General features: G+C 62.9%; 17 protein-coding genes. 9 read left to right on the top strand and 8 right to left on the bottom strand.

The annotated features are described in order from the left end of the window. Positions 1-64 precede the first annotated feature (64 nt). From ATY02_RS35045 to ATY02_RS35020, 6 genes are all read right to left on the bottom strand, one after another. Positions 65-889 (bottom strand): DUF932 domain-containing protein, encoded by an 825-nt coding sequence (locus tag ATY02_RS35045; protein ID WP_068584010.1) that lies wholly within the window; start codon positions 887-889, stop codon positions 65-67. Between the two features lie 700 nt (positions 890-1,589). After that, complete coding sequence (locus tag ATY02_RS35040) at positions 1,590-1,868, bottom strand: hypothetical protein (protein ID WP_019726273.1); 279 nt, start codon at positions 1,866-1,868, stop codon at positions 1,590-1,592. A 65-nt stretch (positions 1,869-1,933) separates the two neighbouring features. After that, the gene (locus tag ATY02_RS35035; RefSeq protein WP_019726272.1) at positions 1,934-2,284 is read right to left on the bottom strand and encodes a DUF2958 domain-containing protein; all 351 of its coding nucleotides are present in this window, start codon (positions 2,282-2,284) and stop codon (positions 1,934-1,936) included. Between the two features lie 283 nt (positions 2,285-2,567). After that, positions 2,568-3,077 (bottom strand): RadC family protein, encoded by a 510-nt coding sequence (radC, locus tag ATY02_RS35030; RefSeq protein WP_019726271.1) that lies wholly within the window; start codon positions 3,075-3,077, stop codon positions 2,568-2,570. A gap of 364 nt (positions 3,078-3,441) precedes the next feature. After that, positions 3,442-4,506: a PDDEXK nuclease domain-containing protein gene (locus ATY02_RS35025; RefSeq protein WP_019726270.1), complete on the bottom strand. Its 1,065-nt coding sequence runs from the start codon at positions 4,504-4,506 to the stop codon at positions 3,442-3,444. Beyond that, positions 4,503-5,702, bottom strand: a complete 1,200-nt coding sequence (locus tag ATY02_RS35020) for a tyrosine-type recombinase/integrase (RefSeq protein WP_019726269.1) — start codon at positions 5,700-5,702, stop codon at positions 4,503-4,505. Before ATY02_RS35020 ends, ATY02_RS35025 begins: the two co-directional genes overlap by 4 nt. A gap of 443 nt (positions 5,703-6,145) precedes the next feature. Here ATY02_RS35020 and ATY02_RS35015 point away from each other — a divergent pair, with 443 nt between their 5' ends. The 8 genes from ATY02_RS35015 to coaA all read left to right on the top strand — a co-directional run bounded on the left by ATY02_RS35015 (position 6,146) and on the right by coaA (position 12,755). Beyond that, positions 6,146-6,784, top strand: coding sequence for a peroxiredoxin (locus tag ATY02_RS35015; RefSeq protein ID WP_022641715.1), 639 nt, complete (start codon positions 6,146-6,148; stop codon positions 6,782-6,784). A 207-nt stretch (positions 6,785-6,991) separates the two neighbouring features. Further along, positions 6,992-7,585 (top strand): NADPH-dependent FMN reductase, encoded by a 594-nt coding sequence (gene ssuE / locus ATY02_RS35010; RefSeq protein WP_068575396.1) that lies wholly within the window; start codon positions 6,992-6,994, stop codon positions 7,583-7,585. Between the two features lie 90 nt (positions 7,586-7,675). Beyond that, positions 7,676-8,641 carry a sulfonate ABC transporter substrate-binding protein gene (locus ATY02_RS35005; protein WP_068575397.1) on the top strand — a complete coding sequence of 322 codons (966 nt, stop codon included), beginning with the start codon at positions 7,676-7,678 and terminating at the stop codon, positions 8,639-8,641. 24 nt (positions 8,642-8,665) lie between these two features. Then, complete coding sequence (ssuD, locus tag ATY02_RS35000; RefSeq protein WP_068575398.1) at positions 8,666-9,814, top strand: FMNH2-dependent alkanesulfonate monooxygenase; 1,149 nt, start codon at positions 8,666-8,668, stop codon at positions 9,812-9,814. Between the two features lie 9 nt (positions 9,815-9,823). Next, on the top strand, positions 9,824-10,612 hold the full coding sequence (ssuC, locus tag ATY02_RS34995; protein WP_068575399.1) for an aliphatic sulfonate ABC transporter permease SsuC: 789 nt from the start codon (positions 9,824-9,826) through the stop codon (positions 10,610-10,612). Beyond that, positions 10,609-11,415, top strand: a complete 807-nt coding sequence (ssuB, locus tag ATY02_RS34990) for an aliphatic sulfonates ABC transporter ATP-binding protein (protein WP_068575400.1) — start codon at positions 10,609-10,611, stop codon at positions 11,413-11,415. Before ssuC ends, ssuB begins: the two co-directional genes overlap by 4 nt. Positions 11,416-11,503: 88 nt before the next feature. Next, positions 11,504-11,719 carry a TOBE domain-containing protein gene (locus ATY02_RS34985; RefSeq protein ID WP_011064106.1) on the top strand — a complete coding sequence of 72 codons (216 nt, stop codon included), beginning with the start codon at positions 11,504-11,506 and terminating at the stop codon, positions 11,717-11,719. Positions 11,720-11,837: 118 nt separating this feature from the next. Next, positions 11,838-12,755: a type I pantothenate kinase gene (gene coaA, locus ATY02_RS34980; RefSeq protein WP_068575401.1), complete on the top strand. Its 918-nt coding sequence runs from the start codon at positions 11,838-11,840 to the stop codon at positions 12,753-12,755. A gap of 4 nt (positions 12,756-12,759) precedes the next feature. Here coaA and ATY02_RS34975 read toward each other — a convergent pair whose 3' ends face one another. After that, positions 12,760-13,398, bottom strand: coding sequence for a TetR/AcrR family transcriptional regulator (locus ATY02_RS34975; protein WP_068575402.1), 639 nt, complete (start codon positions 13,396-13,398; stop codon positions 12,760-12,762). A gap of 142 nt (positions 13,399-13,540) precedes the next feature. Continuing rightward, a complete protein-coding gene (locus tag ATY02_RS34970; RefSeq protein ID WP_068575403.1) occupies positions 13,541-14,917 on the bottom strand; it encodes a glutamine synthetase family protein in 1,377 nt (458 codons plus the stop codon). Positions 14,918-15,195: 278 nt separating this feature from the next. On the opposite strand from ATY02_RS34970, the gene ATY02_RS34965 reads away from it, so the two are divergent. Continuing rightward, positions 15,196-15,978, top strand: coding sequence for a gamma-glutamyl-gamma-aminobutyrate hydrolase family protein (locus ATY02_RS34965; RefSeq protein ID WP_068575404.1), 783 nt, complete (start codon positions 15,196-15,198; stop codon positions 15,976-15,978). Positions 15,979-16,011: the final 33 nt, after the last annotated feature.

Below are 16,011 nucleotides of genomic sequence, written 5' to 3'. Positions count from 1 at the left end.
GGTGGTTCTCCAATCGAGTGAAACAAGGAATGGAGGGGAAACCGCCCCTCCTGCGGGGGACGGGTCAGGCTTTCAACTGGCGCAGGCCATCGGCCAGCATCCACAAGGCGCGATTGAGGCGCACATCGGAATCAATGCCCTGTATCGGACGGGTCTGCTGGCGGCGTCCGTTGGCGCTGCGACCATGCAATCCGCCTTTGGTCAGGTTCTCTTGGGTGCGGTTGAACACGCTCCACAAGTCGGGGCGGCGGTCTTCAAACCGGCGCGGCATCAGAATCTGGCTTTCGGTGATGGGCGCGGGCTTGTTCGGGTCGTCGTACTTGAGGGTCAGCGCGGCGCGGGCGAACACTTCGGCTTCGCCTTCATCGAGCGTGATAGCGCGCATGGCGTCGCGGGAATCGCGCACAAGGTCGAAACCGCGCAGCACCTCGAAAGCGCCTTCGATGACTTGGCCCGCCACGTCGCCTTTATGGGGGACGCGCACATCGGCCACGGTGTCGCCGCACACAAGGCCATTGCTGCAAACAAATCGGAACTGGCCCGCCAGCATCTGATAGCTGCTGGTGCCATCGTGCGAGTTCAGCAGGATGATTTCATTGGCTTCCGCGCCGTTGATCTGGCTGGCGTGGCGCAGGCGCAGCATGTGTTTCGTGTGCTCGCGCTTGCCTTCATCGCGCACGCGGGTTTGCGTCACCATGAAAGGCTGAAACCCTTCTTTGCGAAGCTCGGTCAAAACCGCCGCCGTAGGGATATAGGCGTATCGCTGCGAACGACTTTCATACGGGGCATCCGCAAAGATGGACGGCGCTACACGGTGAATCTGGTCATCGGACAGCGGGTAGTCGCTGCGCAGTGCGGGGGAATGGGAAGCGAAACGGGTTGCAAGCATGTCGTTCTCCTGACTTGGCTGTTGAAGAAAGCGCACACCGGATTCCTAGATTCGGAGCCCAGCCTTTCGGCTGTTCGGTGCGGTCGGCACGAGGAACCCGGTTGGCCCTGTTGCCACCGTCTTTCCTGAGTTCATCGCCCGCGACGGTCAGGAGCGCGCGGACGGGGGCCGTCAAGGAAAAAAGCGCAGGGTTGGTGCGGCCCGCAGGCGAAGCCGAGGACACGGCCCTGCGCGCCTTGATGGCACACGGGAGCGGGCTACAGTCGCGGACAAGGTGATGGAGTCAGGGAAGACGGCTGGACATGGCAACGGGCACCTTCCACGCCGACCGCACGGCAAGCGCAAGCGCGCAGGCCCGAAGCTGGAAGCTGGGCCGGAGGCGTCAGCCGAGCGGAGCGAGGGAACGATGGAAGCCCGACAGGGGCGAGACGCCGCAGGCGGCTCGATGCGCAGCACGACAGCGCGACCGGCCATCTCCCAGGTGGCCGGGGACGCCCAGACTTCAAAACCGAATGGACAACAGGGTCAGGACGAGCACGCGCAGGGCATCGTGGATCTGCTGTGGATGCTGTCTGGCCGATCCGGCGCAGCCGGGTCGGCGATGTTCAGGGGCGCCAAGTCTGCGCGGCGGGGATAGCCCGCAGGGCTTTCCCCTGGAGGCAAGCGAAGCGCGTAGCGCGCCGCAAGGGGCGCGAAGGCATCAGGCCGAGTCGTCAGGACGCAGGCTGGATTGCGCAACCGGCACCCACGGCGAAGTCGAGTTCAGCAGATAGCGCGCTCCGCGCGCATAGTGACCACAAAGCCCGCTGGGCTGGTAGAAACCGGTGACGCGGCGACGGAACTGCACGCCGAACTGGTTGGTGTAGATCACCGCGTCGCCGATCTTGAAGCGCAGCGGCTGGCCGTTCTCCGGCGCGAAGGGCTTGAGCGCATCGTGCTGCGCCGTGATTTCGATGATGTAGTCGTGATGGCTGCTCATGGCATTGATCTCCTGAAATGATCGAGAAAGCGCAAGGAGCGCCTTGAGGCGCTCCAAGGGCGAGGTCAGACGACGATCCGCCCCGCCAGCCGCGCATCGCGCACGTAGGCGCTCAACCGCTTTTCGCCACGGAAAGACAGGTCGCGCTCGATCGGCAGGCCCAGCCCGCCGCGCACGCTCGCCAGCTCGTTCAAGCTGACCCAGCCGAGTTCCGGCATCCCCAGCCCCAGGTCACAAAGACCGAAAGCGTGGTCATGGTCGTCGGGGTCAATCTCGGTCAGCAGCCAGGTCGCGCCGCCGTCCGGCGTGAACAGCTTGACCACCGGGGCTGGGTCGAAGTCCGGGTTCTCCAGCGATGTGCTGCCGTTGGCCAGCAGCACGACGCGCTGCTCGGCAGTGATAAGTACGTTGTTCATGGTGAACTCCTGAAAGGTTGCCGGGCGGAATTGCCCGACCCTTCCGGGGCACGGCGCAGCGCAAGCAGTCAGGGGTCGTAGACGGCCGCCAGGACGCAAGCGCCATTGGCGCGCAGCCCTTGACGGCGAGAACGCCGTGGCACGATGAGGGGAACAGCAAGACCGCCTCCCTCACAACCTCCACGCACCTCCGGCTTTGGGGCAAGTGCGTAGCACGCGCAGGCCCGCGAGGGCCGGAGTTGCGCCAGCAGGCGCAGCAAAAAGGGGGCCGAAGCCCCCTCGGTCAGATCAAGCCACGTTCGGCGAAGGACGTAGTGAGGCTGCCCGCCACGATGATGTGATCCAACGTGCGAACGTCCACCAGCGCCAGCGCGCTCTTGAGTTGCAACGTCAATGCCCTGTCGGCCGCACTTGGCTCTGGATTGCCGCTCGGGTGGTTGTGCGAAACGATGACCGCTGCCGCGTTGAGCCGCAGCGCTTCCTTCACCACTTCGCGCGGATACACCGATGCGCTGTCGATGGTGCCGTGGAACATCTCGGCATACTCGATAAGGCGATGCTGCGAATCGAGGAACAGCACCGCGAACACCTCATGCTCGAAGCCGGCCAGTTTGGCGCGCAGGTACTCCTTGACTTCCGACGGTGAACTGAATGAGGCACCGCGCTGCATCTTGTGCTCGATGGCCTGGCGCGCGGCCTCCAGAATCTGGTCGGCCGTCGCCGGCAGGTAATGACCTTGGGAGTCGCGCACCATCAGCGCGGCATCGAACGAGGAAAAGGACAGTTGCGACATGATCGTGCTCCGGTTGCTCGGGCGGAATTGCCCGGAACCGTGTCCAGCACGGCGCAGCGCAAGCAGTCAGGGGTCGCAGACGGCCGCCAGGACGCAAGCGCGCAACAGCGCGCGCCGCCCTTGACGGCGAGAACGCCGTGATACGGTGAAGGGAACAGCAAGACCGCCTACACCCCGCCCACTGCACACCCTCGGCTTTTGGGGCAAGCGGAGCGCGCAGGCCCGTCAGGGCCGAAGGCGTCAGCCGAGCAAAGCGAGGGAACGATGGAAGCCCGCAAGGGGCGAGACTCGCGCAGCGAGGCTCGATGCGCAGCACGACAGCGCGACGGCGGAACGCCGGGATGCCCGACTGCTTGGGACAGGACTACTCGGTGTCCGTCTTGCGCTGCTCGATCTGCAACTGCGCCCGCTCTGCTGCCTGTTGCAGCCGTTCCACCAGCACGCCCCTCGGCGGCAAGGCAGTCAGGTACTCGGCGACGTGGATGCCTGACTTGTCCAGCTCCAGCAATTCGATCTGCTCGCGCTTCTTGCCGGTGCAAAGGATGATGCCCAGCGGCGAGGCTTCCTCCGGCTCGCGTTCGTGCTTGTCCAGCCAGCGAAGGTAAAGCTCCATCTGCCCCTTGTAGGCCGCCTTGAACTCGCCGACCTTCAACTCCACCGCCACCAGCCGCCGCAACTTGCGGTTGTAGAACAGCAGGTCGAGGTGGAAATCCTCGTCGTCAATCGGGATGCGCTTTTGCCGGGCGACGAAGGAGAAACCGGCCCCCAGCTCCAGCAGGAAGGATTCCATTTCGCGGATGATGGCCGCTTCCAAGTCGCTTTCCTGCCAGGTGTCACGCAGCCCGAGAAAGTCGAGAATGTAGGGATCGCGCATGACCAGCGCCGGCGTCATGCGCTGCGCATCGCGCATCGTCGCCAGCTCCTGCGCGATCGTCTCGCCCGGCTTCTGCGACAGCGCCGTGCGCTCGTACAGCATCGAGTCGATGCGCTCGCGCAGCGTCCGCACGCTCCAGCGTTCGGCGCTCGCCATCTGCACGTAGTATTGCCGTTGGAGCGGGTCTTTCAGCGGCAGCAGCGCCAGGAAATGCGACCAGCTCAATTGTCGTGACAGCGTCACGACAATTGGCTCGTCCGGGTAGGTGGCGGCGAACTGCACCATGCGGCGCAGGTTCTTGTCCGCGAAGCTGCGCCCGTAGTCGCGCACAAGCTGCGCCGCCAGGGTCGGCAGGATTTCCTCGCCGTACCCGGCCCGCTGGCCGGCCAGCACCTCCGTATGGATGCGCTGGCCGATACGCCAGAACAGCAGGGTCAGTTCGGCATTGACCGCCAAGACGGCGCGCTGCCGCGCCGCCTCAATCAATGCCCGAATGTCGCCCAGCAGCGCCGAAGGCGCTGCGGAGGACGCCACGGATACTTTGCGCCGGTTCATGCTGCTACTCCCTCGGCCTGCCGCGCACCCGTGATCGCCTGACGACGGCTCGCCACCAGCTCGGCCGCCTCGCGTACCGGCTTGTCCTCGGTGTGGACGTAGTGCATGAACATCGCCACGGTCTTGTGCCCGGTCAGCTTCATGCCTACCTTGGTCGGCACGCCCGAATTGGCAATGTCGGTCGTCGAACGATGGCGGATGCCGTGCGTGCCGACGTGCGGCACGCCGGCGGCCTTAAGCGCCCGGCACCATCCGCCATAGTGCTCGCCAAAGGTCAGGTGCTTGTCCGGGTCGTTGGGCGATGGCAGGACATACGGGCAGCCTTCCCGACGTGGCGCCGTCGAGAGCAGCCGATAGGCTTCCGCGCTCATGGGCTTGGACATGCCGCCCGTCTTGCTGTCGGGCCACACCACTCGCCGGTTCTCGAAGTCCAGCCAGCTCCATTCGAGCGGACAGATTTCGGAGCGACGCGCGGCGAACTCGAATTGCAGGCGGATTGCCAAGGGGATGACGTAGTTCTCCAGACCTTCCGCTTCCAGCTTGTCCAGGTGGCGGAAGATCAACGCCAGTTCGTCATCAATGATGAGCCGGGTTTCCTTCCCAGGTGGGTACATCGGGACGTGACGGCACGGGTTCGTGCCGTCGGGACGGTAGCCCCACACTTCGGCCAGGTTGAACATCTTGCGCAACACGCCGAAAGCCTTGTTCGCTTCGGTCGGCTTGTAGGCCAGCTTTTGCATCAGGCCGGCAATGTCGGGCCGCTTCACGTCCTGCACCTTCTTGCGGCCCAACAGTGGAATGATGCAGCGGTCGATGACGCCCTGATAGCCCTCCTGCGTGCTGGGCTTGTTGCGCTTCTTGGAGTATTCCTCCATGAACTTTTTGCACAGCTCCGTGACGGTGGGCGCCTTGCGCGCATCGGCCTTGGCGCCGCCAGGATCGCCGCCCCGGCGAACCTCGGCCAACCAGTCCTGAGCCATGACGCGGGCCTGTTCAACGGTCAGTTCCCCGAACAGGCCCAGGGCGGGCTTGCGTCGCTCGCCCGCGTTCGTGCGGTACTGGAGCATGAACACGCGGCGGCCCGCCGGGGTAATCTTGCACAGGAAGCCAGGCACCACGGTATCCCGTAGTTCGACGGCCTGCGGCTGGGGTTGCGCCGCCTCCACGGCGGTCTTGGTGAGCTTGATCTTGGCCATGATGACTCCTCGGAAAGACCCGTTTCCAAGAGCCACATGGGAGCCATGAGAGCGGAAGCCGGGTCAGGTTTCAGAAAGCACCGGCATATGATGGACGCGCGTAAGTTATTGATAAACCTTCTGTATCGGGTTCTAGCGCAGTCCAGCAAAGTTCGGTGCTGGAGTCATCGTGAAATAAAAAACCTCGCCCGGCGCAATGTCGGGCGAGGCTTCGTTCCAAGTCAGGCCCACCCCCGTGAGCCCTTCCTGAATTCCCCTCTTTCTTGCAGCTACTCAAGGCCTTCTCGAACCTTGTGTACCAGGGTGTTCCTGGCGTGCCTGCGAGTCCAGTGAAGAGATTTTTAATATTCCTTTACGGTCTTAATAAATCGATATTTATTCTTTTTAAATAAACTGCGCCCGAGGCAGAGTAGCGTCATCACGCACTCACAGGAGCAGCACCCATGAGCCTCAGACTGGGCGACATCGCCCCCGACTTCGAACAGGATTCCAGTGCCGGCAAGATTCGTTTCCACGAGTGGCTGGGTGATAGCTGGGGCGTGCTGTTTTCCCATCCGGCGGACTTCACCCCGGTATGCACCACCGAGCTGGGTTTTACCGCCAAGCTCAAGGATGAATTCGCCCAGCGCGGGGTCAAGGCCATCGCCCTGTCGGTGGACCCGGTGGATTCCCATCACCGCTGGATCGAGGACATCAACGAGACCCAGGACACCCGGGTCAACTTCCCGATCCTGGCCGACGCCGACCGCAAGGTCTCGGACCTCTATGACCTGATCCATCCCAATGCCAGCGACACCCTGACCGTGCGCTCGCTGTTCATCATCGACCCGAACAAGAAAATCCGCCTGACCATCACCTACCCAGCCAGCACTGGGCGCAATTTCCACGAGATCCTGCGGGTGATCGACTCGCTGCAACTCACCGACAACTACAAGGTGGCCACCCCGGCCAACTGGCAGGACGGTGACGAAGTGGTGATCGTGCCGTCCCTGAAGGACGAGGAAGAGATCAAGCGGCGTTTTCCCAAAGGCTATCGCGCAGTGAAGCCCTACCTGCGGCTGACTCCACAACCCAACCGTTGAGGCGCATGACAGATCCATAAAGCAGGGGTTTTCAGGCCGTTTCGACGGCCTTTTTTTTCGCCTGGTAAATGCACCTTCTTATATTCTTTTGTGGAATAAACAAATGAATAAATAAGATTTATAGATATAAAAATAGACTGTTAAGGTCTGCTCATCCGGTGAGATCGCATCCCGCGAATCACCTTATTCGTTCAAGGAATCCCCTGCATGCTGGTGGTCTCTCTCGGTGGCAGTCCCAGCCAGCGTTCCCGTTCCGGAGTGCTGCTGGAGTTGGCCAAGCGCTGGTTGCAGCAGCAAGGTGTGGAAGTGGTCAGTTACCAGGTGCGGGACTTCCCGGCCGAGGACCTGCTTCACGCCCGCTTCGACAGCCCCAAGGTCATCGACCTGCTGCGCCAGATCGAACAGGCCGACGGCCTGCTGATCGCCACTCCGGTCTACAAGGCTTCGTTCTCCGGAGCCCTGAAGACATTGCTGGACCTGCTGCCCGAGGGCGCGTTGAGGCACAAGGTGGTGCTGCCCATGGCCACCGGTGGCAGCATCGCCCACATGCTCGTGGTGGACTACGCCTTGAAGCCTGTGCTTTCGGCGCTCAAGGCCCAGGAAATGCTCCAGGGCATCTTTGCCGAGGATAGCCAGATCGCCTACGGCGAAGGCAGCGTCCAGCCGCAGTTGGCCCAAGCCCTGGAGCTGCGTTTGCAGGAAGCCCTGGAGCAGTTCCACAGCGCCCTGGCACGCCGTCCCAAGCCGCTGGACCCGAATCTGTTGAATGAACGCCTGCTCAGTGCTCGCTGGAGCATTTGAGCCACGTCATTGATCTGAACTACTGGCCTTACTCGCCCGCCAACGGGCAAGCAGGTGCAGCCAAAACCCCACAGCAAAAAGGAGAGCGCCATGCGCCCTGTCATTTTGCGTCGCGGGCTGGTCGCTCTGTTTGCTGCGGCTGTGTCCTTCGGCGCCATTGTCCAAGCCCAGGCCGAGACCCTGCGTATCGGCTATCAGAAGTACGGCACCCTGGTGCTGCTCAAGGCCAAGGGCTCCCTGGAGAAGCGCCTGGCGCAGCAGGGCGTCGATGTACAGTGGACTGAGTTTCCCGGTGGCCCGCAGCTGTTGGAGGGGCTGAACGTCGGCTCCATCGACTTCGGTGTGACCGGCGAGACGCCACCGGTGTTCGCCCAGGCTGCCGGCGCCGACCTGCTCTATGTGGCCTATGAGCCACCGGCTCCCCTGAGTGAAGCGATCCTGGTGCCCAAGGACTCGCCGATCCGCTCGGTGCAGGAGCTCAAGGGCAAGAAGGTGGTGCTCAACAAAGGCTCCAACGTCCATTACTTGCTGGTCCGCGCCCTGGAAGATGCCGGCCTGAAGTACAGCGATATCCAGACCGTGTTCCTGCCGCCGGCCGATGCCCGCGCCGCTTTCGAGCGTGGCAGCGTCGATGCCTGGGTGATCTGGGACCCTTACCAGGCCGCCGCCGAGCAGCAGTTGCAAGCGCGAACCCTGCGTGACGGCAGCGGCATCGTCGACAACCACCAGTTCTACCTGGCCACCAAGCCCTATGCGCAGCAGCACCCTGAGGTGATCAAGACCCTGGTGGAAGAAGTGCGGGCGGTGGGCGAGTGGTCCAGGGCCAACCCGCAGGAGGTCACCGATCAGGTGGCGCCGCTGCTGGGGCTGTCTCCCGAGATCACCCTGACCTCGGTCAAGCGCCAGGGCTATGGCGCAGGCTTCCTGACCCCGGAAGTGATCGCCGCCCAGCAGAAAATCGCCGACAGCTTCTACCAGCTCAAGCTGATTCCCAAGCCCTTGAACATCAAAGACGTGATCTGGACGCCCGGCGCCGCCGTGGCCAAAGCGCCGTAACCCGACCCCTTAGGAGACCACTCCATGAGCCTCAACATCTTCTGGTTCCTGCCCACCCACGGCGACGGCCATTACCTTGGCACCGCCGAAGGCGCCCGCGCCGTCGATCATGGTTACCTGCAGCAGATCGCCCAGGCCGCCGACCGCCTGGGTTTCGGTGGCGTGCTGATCCCTACCGGGCGTTCCTGCGAGGACTCCTGGCTGGTGGCAGCCTCGCTGATTCCGGTGACCCAGCGTCTGAAATTCCTTGTCGCGCTGCGTCCCGGGATCATTTCCCCGACCGTGGCAGCGCGTCAGGCGGCAACTCTGGATCGCTTGTCCGGTGGCCGGGCTCTGTTCAACCTGGTAACCGGGGGCGACCCTGACGAGCTGGCGGGCGATGGCCTGTTCCTCGACCATGAGGAGCGGTACCAGGCTTCGGTGGAGTTCACCCGCATCTGGCGCCGGGTGCTGGAAGGCGAGACCGTCGACTACGACGGCCAGCACATCAGCGTGAAGGGCGCCAAGCTGCTCTATCCGCCGCTGCAGCAACCGCGTCCGCCGCTGTACTTCGGCGGATCGTCGGAAGCGGCGCAGGACCTGGCCGCCGAGCAGGTGGAGATGGTGCTGACCTGGGGCGAACCACCGGCCGCAGTGGCCGAGAAGATCCAGCAAGTGCGGGATAAGGCCGCCAAGCTTGGGCGCACCGTGCGCTTCGGTATCCGGTTGCACGTGATCGTGCGCGAAACCAACGAAGAGGCCTGGAAAGCCGCGGACAAACTCATCTCCCACCTGGATGACGAGACCATCGCCCGGGCCCAGGCATCCCTGGCGCGCTTCGACTCCGTGGGCCAGCAGCGCATGGCGGCCTTGCACGGCGGTCGTCGCGACAAGCTGGAAGTCAGCCCCAATCTCTGGGCTGGAGTCGGCCTGGTGCGTGGCGGGGCTGGCACCGCCCTCGTGGGCGACGGGCCGACCGTGGCGGCGCGGATGCAGGAGTACGCGGACCTTGGGATCGACACCTTCATCTTCTCCGGTTATCCCCATCTGGAGGAGTCCTACCGGGTGGCCGAGTTGCTGTTCCCGCACCTGGACATCGAGCGGCCCAAGCTGCCGGAGGCTGCCGGTTATGTGAGTCCGTTCGGCGAGATGGTAGCCAACGACATCATTCCCAAAGCCGCATCCCAGAGCTGAGGTGCGGCCATGAACGGACAACGCATAGTGCATCGGCTGGCGCCGTGGGGGCTGCCGTTGCTGTTACTGGCGGCCTGGCAGTTGTCGGTGTCGGCGGGTTGGCTGTCGACCCGTATCCTGCCGGCCCCCAGCGCGGTGATAGAGGCTGGGGTCAGCCTGATACGCAGTGGCGATATCTGGACCCACCTGGCCATCAGTGGCTGGCGTGCCGGGCTGGGCTTCCTGATCGGTGGCAGCATCGGCCTGGTGCTGGGCTTCATTACCGGCCTGTCGAAATGGGGCGAGCGCTTGCTGGACAGCTCGGTGCAGATGATTCGCAACGTGCCGCACCTGGCGCTGATCCCGCTGGTGATCCTGTGGTTCGGTATCGATGAGTCGGCGAAGATCTTCCTGGTGGCCCTGGGTACTTTGTTCCCGATCTACCTCAACACCTACCACGGCATTCGCAACGTCGACCCGGCGCTGGTGGAAATGTCCCGCAGCTACGGCCTGACAGGCTTCGCGTTGTTTCGCCAGGTCATCCTGCCGGGAGCCTTGCCATCGATCCTGGTGGGGGTGCGCTTCGCCCTGGGCTTCATGTGGCTGACCCTGATCGTTGCCGAAACCATCTCTGCCAGTTCCGGCATTGGCTACCTGGCAATGAATGCCCGGGAGTTCCTGCAGACCGACGTGGTGGTCCTGGCGATTGTCATGTACGCCGTGCTGGGCAAGCTCGCAGACCTTGCGGCACGTGGCCTGGAGCGAGTCTGGCTGCGTTGGCACCCGGCTTATCAGGTCGTCAAGGGAGGTGCGCAATGACTGCCCAGCAACCACCACGGCTGCTGCGGGGCATCCCGCTGGCAGTACGCAAACTGCAGAAGACCTTTGGCTCGCGACAGGTGCTGCGGGAAGTCGACTTGCATATTCCCGCTGGCCAGTTCGTTGCGGTGGTGGGGCGCAGTGGCTGTGGCAAGAGCACCTTGCTGCGCTTGCTGGCGGGTCTTGACCAGCCTAGCGGCGGCCAGTTGCTGGCCGGTGCTGCACCGCTGGTCGAGGCGCGCGAGGACACTCGCTTGATGTTCCAGGAGGCGCGCCTGCTGCCCTGGAAGAAAGTCATCGACAACGTTGGGTTGGGGCTCAAGGGCAACTGGCGGCCCCAGGCCCTGGAGGCCCTGGAGGCGGTAGGCCTGGCGGATCGGGCCAATGAATGGCCGGCGGCCTTGTCCGGTGGGCAGAAGCAGCGCGTGGCCCTGGCCCGGGCGCTGATCCATCAACCACGGCTGTTGTTGCTGGACGAGCCCTTGGGGGCCCTGGATGCCCTGACCCGAATCGAGATGCAGCAGTTGATCGAACGCCTGTGGCAGCAGCACGGCTTCACCGTGCTGCTGGTGACCCACGATGTCAGCGAGGCGGTAGCGATTGCCGATCGGGTGCTGTTGATCGAGGACGGCGAGGTTGGCCTCGACTTGCATGTCGAGCTGCCGCGGCCGCGGGTACGCGGCTCCCATCGCCTGGCGGCGCTGGAGACCGAGGTGCTCAATCGCGTGTTGTCGCTGCCCGGGTCGCCGCCCGAGCCGGAACCTGTTTCACCCCTGCCCACGCAATTGCGTTGGGCGCTGTAGAGCAGCAGCAAGCAAGAGCGTTGTGCTTGGGCTTGCCGCTGGCCGCTTGAAACGTGCAGCTCTGTTTTTCGACCCCAGGAGAAATACCATGACCATCAAAGCCATCAATGTTCGCAACCAGTTCAAGGGCACCATCAAGGAAATCGTCGAGGGTGATGTGTTGTCGGAAATCGACGTGCAGACAGCCTCGGGGATCGTCACTTCGGTGATCACTACCCGCTCGGTCAAGGAGCTGGAGCTGTCCATTGGCAGTGAAGTGATTGCCTTCGTGAAGTCCACGGAGGTGTCGATCGCCAAGTTGTGAACACCGTCGTATCAAGGCCCCGGAGGGAGCGAGCCCTGCGGGGCTTTTTCATGGGCGCTGTAAATAACGGTCAGATTTGATACTTTCCCTGCTTTCGCAAGGCCTGAACAGTACAGACATGACAACAAAGCAGGGTCCAAACGCAGGGTACTTGGAGTTCGACCGCGACCATTGGGCCGCTCTCCGGGCCGGGGAGCCCATGAGCCTGTCGCCGTCGGAGATGGAGACGCTGACCAGCCCGACCCAGCCCATGGAGTCAGAAGAGGTCAGGCAGATCCTGTTGCCGCTGTCGCGCCTGTTGCATCTGCATGCCACGCAGGTCCAGGCGCTCAAGGCGCCACAGGATGGGGGCAAGGTGCCTTATGTCATCGGGGTGTCGGGCAGTGTCGCAGTGGGCAAGAGCAGCTTCGCCAGGGTCCTGGCCGCGTTGCTGGCCTACTGGCCGGGCAAGCCCAACGTGCAGTTGGTGACCACCGATTCGTTCCTCTTGCCCCTGGCGAGCCTGCAGGAAAAGAACATCCTGCATCGCAAGGGGTTTCCCGAGTCCTACGACGAGCCGCTATTCCTGGAGTTTCTCCAGGCGGTGTGCCGGCGGGGCGAGGCCGCGCAGATCCCCATCTATTCCCATGTCCGCTACGACATCCTGGCTGACGAGGCGCAGTCGGTGGAGGCGCCGGACATCATCATCCTCGAAGGCCTGAATGTGTTGCAGGGTGAGCGGGGGCAGGGCCTGCATGCCCTGGATTTCATCGACTTCTCGATCTATGTCGACGCCGCACCGGAGGCCATCAAGACCTGGTACCTGGAGCGCTTCGTCTATTTGAAGAACACGGCCTTCCAGTCGGACGACTCCTACTTCAACAAGTTCAAGGGGCTGTCCGACCCAGAGGCGCTGGCCATGGCCTCCGATACCTGGGACCGGGTGAACCTGAAGAATCTTGTGGAGAACATCCTGCCCACCCGGGAGCGGGCCAACCTGGTGATCCACAAGACTTTGGATCACCGCATCGACAGGTTGTCGCTGCGCCAGGCTTGAACGTTCAGAGCGGGGTGGGGCGCTTGGGCAGGTACGGCGGCAGGTACAGGCCCAGGTAGGCATCGAATACCCGCATGCCTTCCTCTGCCATGCGGGCGGTGATTTGCCCGTGTTGCTGCACCGACCGGGCATACACCCGGTCCCCCAGCTCCATGGCCAGGGCGAATACGTCCACGTCCTGTGGCAGTGCCGGTAGGGTGAAGTGCCGGTTGAACAGCTTGTGCATCAGGTCGCCCAGTTCGAGATCGTGCTGGCGGTCGGCTTGGGTGACTTCGGTCAATCCATGTTGCGCCAGGATCAACTGCCGGGCTGCGGCATCGTCTGCGTAGATGGCGAGCATACGTTGCTCCACCAGGCGTGACAGGTCCCGCCAGCCGTCGAGCCTTTCATGCTCGATCGGGGCTTGCAGGCACGCGCGGAATGCGGCGTGGACATCCGCGGTAAGGGCTTCGAGCAGGGCCGGTACGCTGGCGAAGAAGTGATAAACCGACGACGGCGGGATCTGCGCGCGCTCGGCCACGCTGTAGATCGACAGGCTGGCCACGCCTTCGCTGGCCAGCAGGGTGCGAGCCGCGTCAAGTATCGAGTCGATCCGGGCCTGGCTGCGTGCACGGGGCTTGCGAAGAGGGGCGGTGCGCGTCATCGGGGTCTCCTGTTGGACAGCCGGCATTGTACGCCAGAGGATTGGGCTCCCTGTAGCGGCAACCGAGCGCCGTAGTTGCGGATCACGGGCATAAAAAACGCCGCGGGCCATGGGCTGCGCGGCGTTCTTTGCTGCAGGCCGTTCAGACGGTGTGCAGGTACCAGTTGTACTCGAGGTCGGAGATGGAGTGCTCGAACTCCTCCAGCTCGCTTTCCTTGCAGGCAACGAAGATATCGATGTACTTCGGATCGATGTACTTGTTGAGGATCTCGCTGTCGTCCAGCTCGCGCAGGGCATCGCGCAGGTTGTTCGGCAGGCTCTGTTCCACCTGCTCGTAGGCGTTACCCTCGATTGGCGTGCTTGGCTCGACCTTGTTGGTCAGGCCGTGATGCACGCCCGCCAGCACCGAAGCCATCAGCAGGTAGGGGTTGGCATCGGCGCCGGCCACACGGTGCTCGATACGTACCGCATCCGGTGCGCCCGTCGGTACGCGCAGCGCTACGGTACGGTTGTCCAGGCCCCAGCTCGGAGCGTTGGGGACGTAGAACTGGGCACCGAAACGGCGGTACGAGTTGACGTTCGGGCACAGGAAGGCCATCGACGCGGGTAGGGTCTCGAGCACACCGCCGATCGCGTGACGCAGCGCGGCGTTCTGCTCGGGATCCTCACTGGTGAAGATGTTCTTGCCATCCTTGTCCAGCACCGAGATATGGACGTGCAGGCCGTTGCCCGCCTGGCCCGGATAAGGCTTGGCCATGAAGGTGGTGTCCATCTCATGGTCGTAGGCGATGTTCTTGATCAGGCGCTTGAGCAGCACCGCGTAATCGCAGGCCTTGAGCGGGTCGGCGACGTGGTGCAGGTTCACTTCGAACTGGGCCGGGGCGCTTTCCTTGACGATGGCGTCGGCCGGGATGCCTTGTTCCTTGGCACCTTCGAGGATGTCCTGCAGGCAGTCGACGTATTCGTCGAGGTCGTCGATCAGGTAGACCTGGGTGGATTGCGGGCGCTTGCCGGAGATCGGCGAGCGTGGCGGTTGTGGGCGACCGTTCACGTTCTCCTGGTCGATCAGGTAGAACTCCAGCTCGAACGCCGCGCAGATGGTCAGGCCCAGTTCGTCGAACTTGCTCACCACCTGGCGCAGGACCTCACGGGGGTCGGCGAAGAACGGATCGCCTTCCAACTCGTGCATGGTCATCAACAGTTGTGCAGTGGGGCGCTTCTGCCAGGGTTCGTTGGAGAGCGTATCGGGGATTGGATAGCAGATGCGGTCAGCGTCACCGATATCCAGGCCCAGGCCGGTGCTTTCCACCGTGGAGCCATTGATATCCAGAGCAAAGAGGGAAGCCGGGAGGTTGATACCTTTCTCGTAAACCTTGTGGAGGCTGGTGCGTTCGATGCGCTTGCCGCGCACCACACCATTCATATCCGCAATCAGAAGGTCGACGTACAGAACCTCAGGATGTTCCTTAAGGAACGCGTTCGCTTCGTTCAGCTGAACGGCACGCGGGGGTACCGACATGATGCAACACCTTTGTTGTTAAAAATATCAATCATTGATCTTTTCTGGTTTCAGTCAACCCGAACGGCATGCCGAAGTCAAGTAAGGGCTTTTTTGCCCTAATAAAGGGCTGGCAGGGTGTTTTTGCAGTAAAACAGGGCGCTTTTGCGAGTTCGGGCACCCTGGCTACCCTTGGTTTGAACAGGCTGTGTTGTATCTTTTACAGGGGTGTTGTGTAAAAAAATGAACAAGGCTAAGCTCGGGCCAAACCCATAACATCAATAATACCGGGGTGTTTCATGTCTCGCCTGCCGTTAATCGGCGTCACCGCCTGCTCTAGGCAGATCGGTTCGCACGCTTATCACATCAGTGGCGACGAGTATGTCCAGGCAGTAGCCACCGCAGCCCAGGGCCTGCCGGTGATCCTCGCGTCCATGGCGCAGCTGCTTGCCCCGTCCGATATTCTGGACGGTCTGGACGGTATCCTCTTTACCGGCTCCCCTTCCAATATCGAACCTTTCCACTATCAGGGCCAGGCCAGCGAGCCTGGAACTGCTCATGATTCTGCACGGGATGCCGCCACCCTGCCGCTGCTCGATGCCGCCGTCGAGGCGGGCGTCCCGGTTCTGGGAATTTGCCGCGGCTTCCAGGAGATGAATGTCGCTCTGGGCGGCAGCCTGCACCAGAGCGTGCACCAGGTGCCGCCGTTCATGGACCACCGGCATGCCGAGGTGCCCGGCCAACCCCTGGACGCCTGGTATGCGCCGGCCCACGAGCTGTTCATCGAGGCCGATGGAGTACTGGCGGGGCTGGGGCTACCGGAAACAATCCAAGTCAACTCGATCCATGCCCAGGGCATCGAGCGCCTGGCCCCGGGGTTGAAGGTCGAGGCCCGGGCTCCGGATGGGCTGATCGAGGCTGTTTCCGTCGAGGCGAGCAAGGCTTTTGCTTTGGGGGTGCAATGGCACCCCGAATGGCAGGTAAGCTGCAATCCTCACTACCTGGCCATCTTCCGGGCTTTTGGTGATGCCTGCCGCAAGCGGGCAAAACAGCGCGACGCCGAAGCGTCATACAACGCCTGACTTAATAGAGAGTCAGGAAACTCAGCCTAGAGG

The organism is Pseudomonas sp. BIOMIG1BAC (assembly GCF_001705995.2).
GTDB lineage: Bacteria > Pseudomonadota > Gammaproteobacteria > Pseudomonadales > Pseudomonadaceae > Aquipseudomonas > Aquipseudomonas sessilinigenes.
Note: the sequence above shows the minus strand (reverse complement) of the source record. Positions and strands in the feature narration are given on the sequence as shown.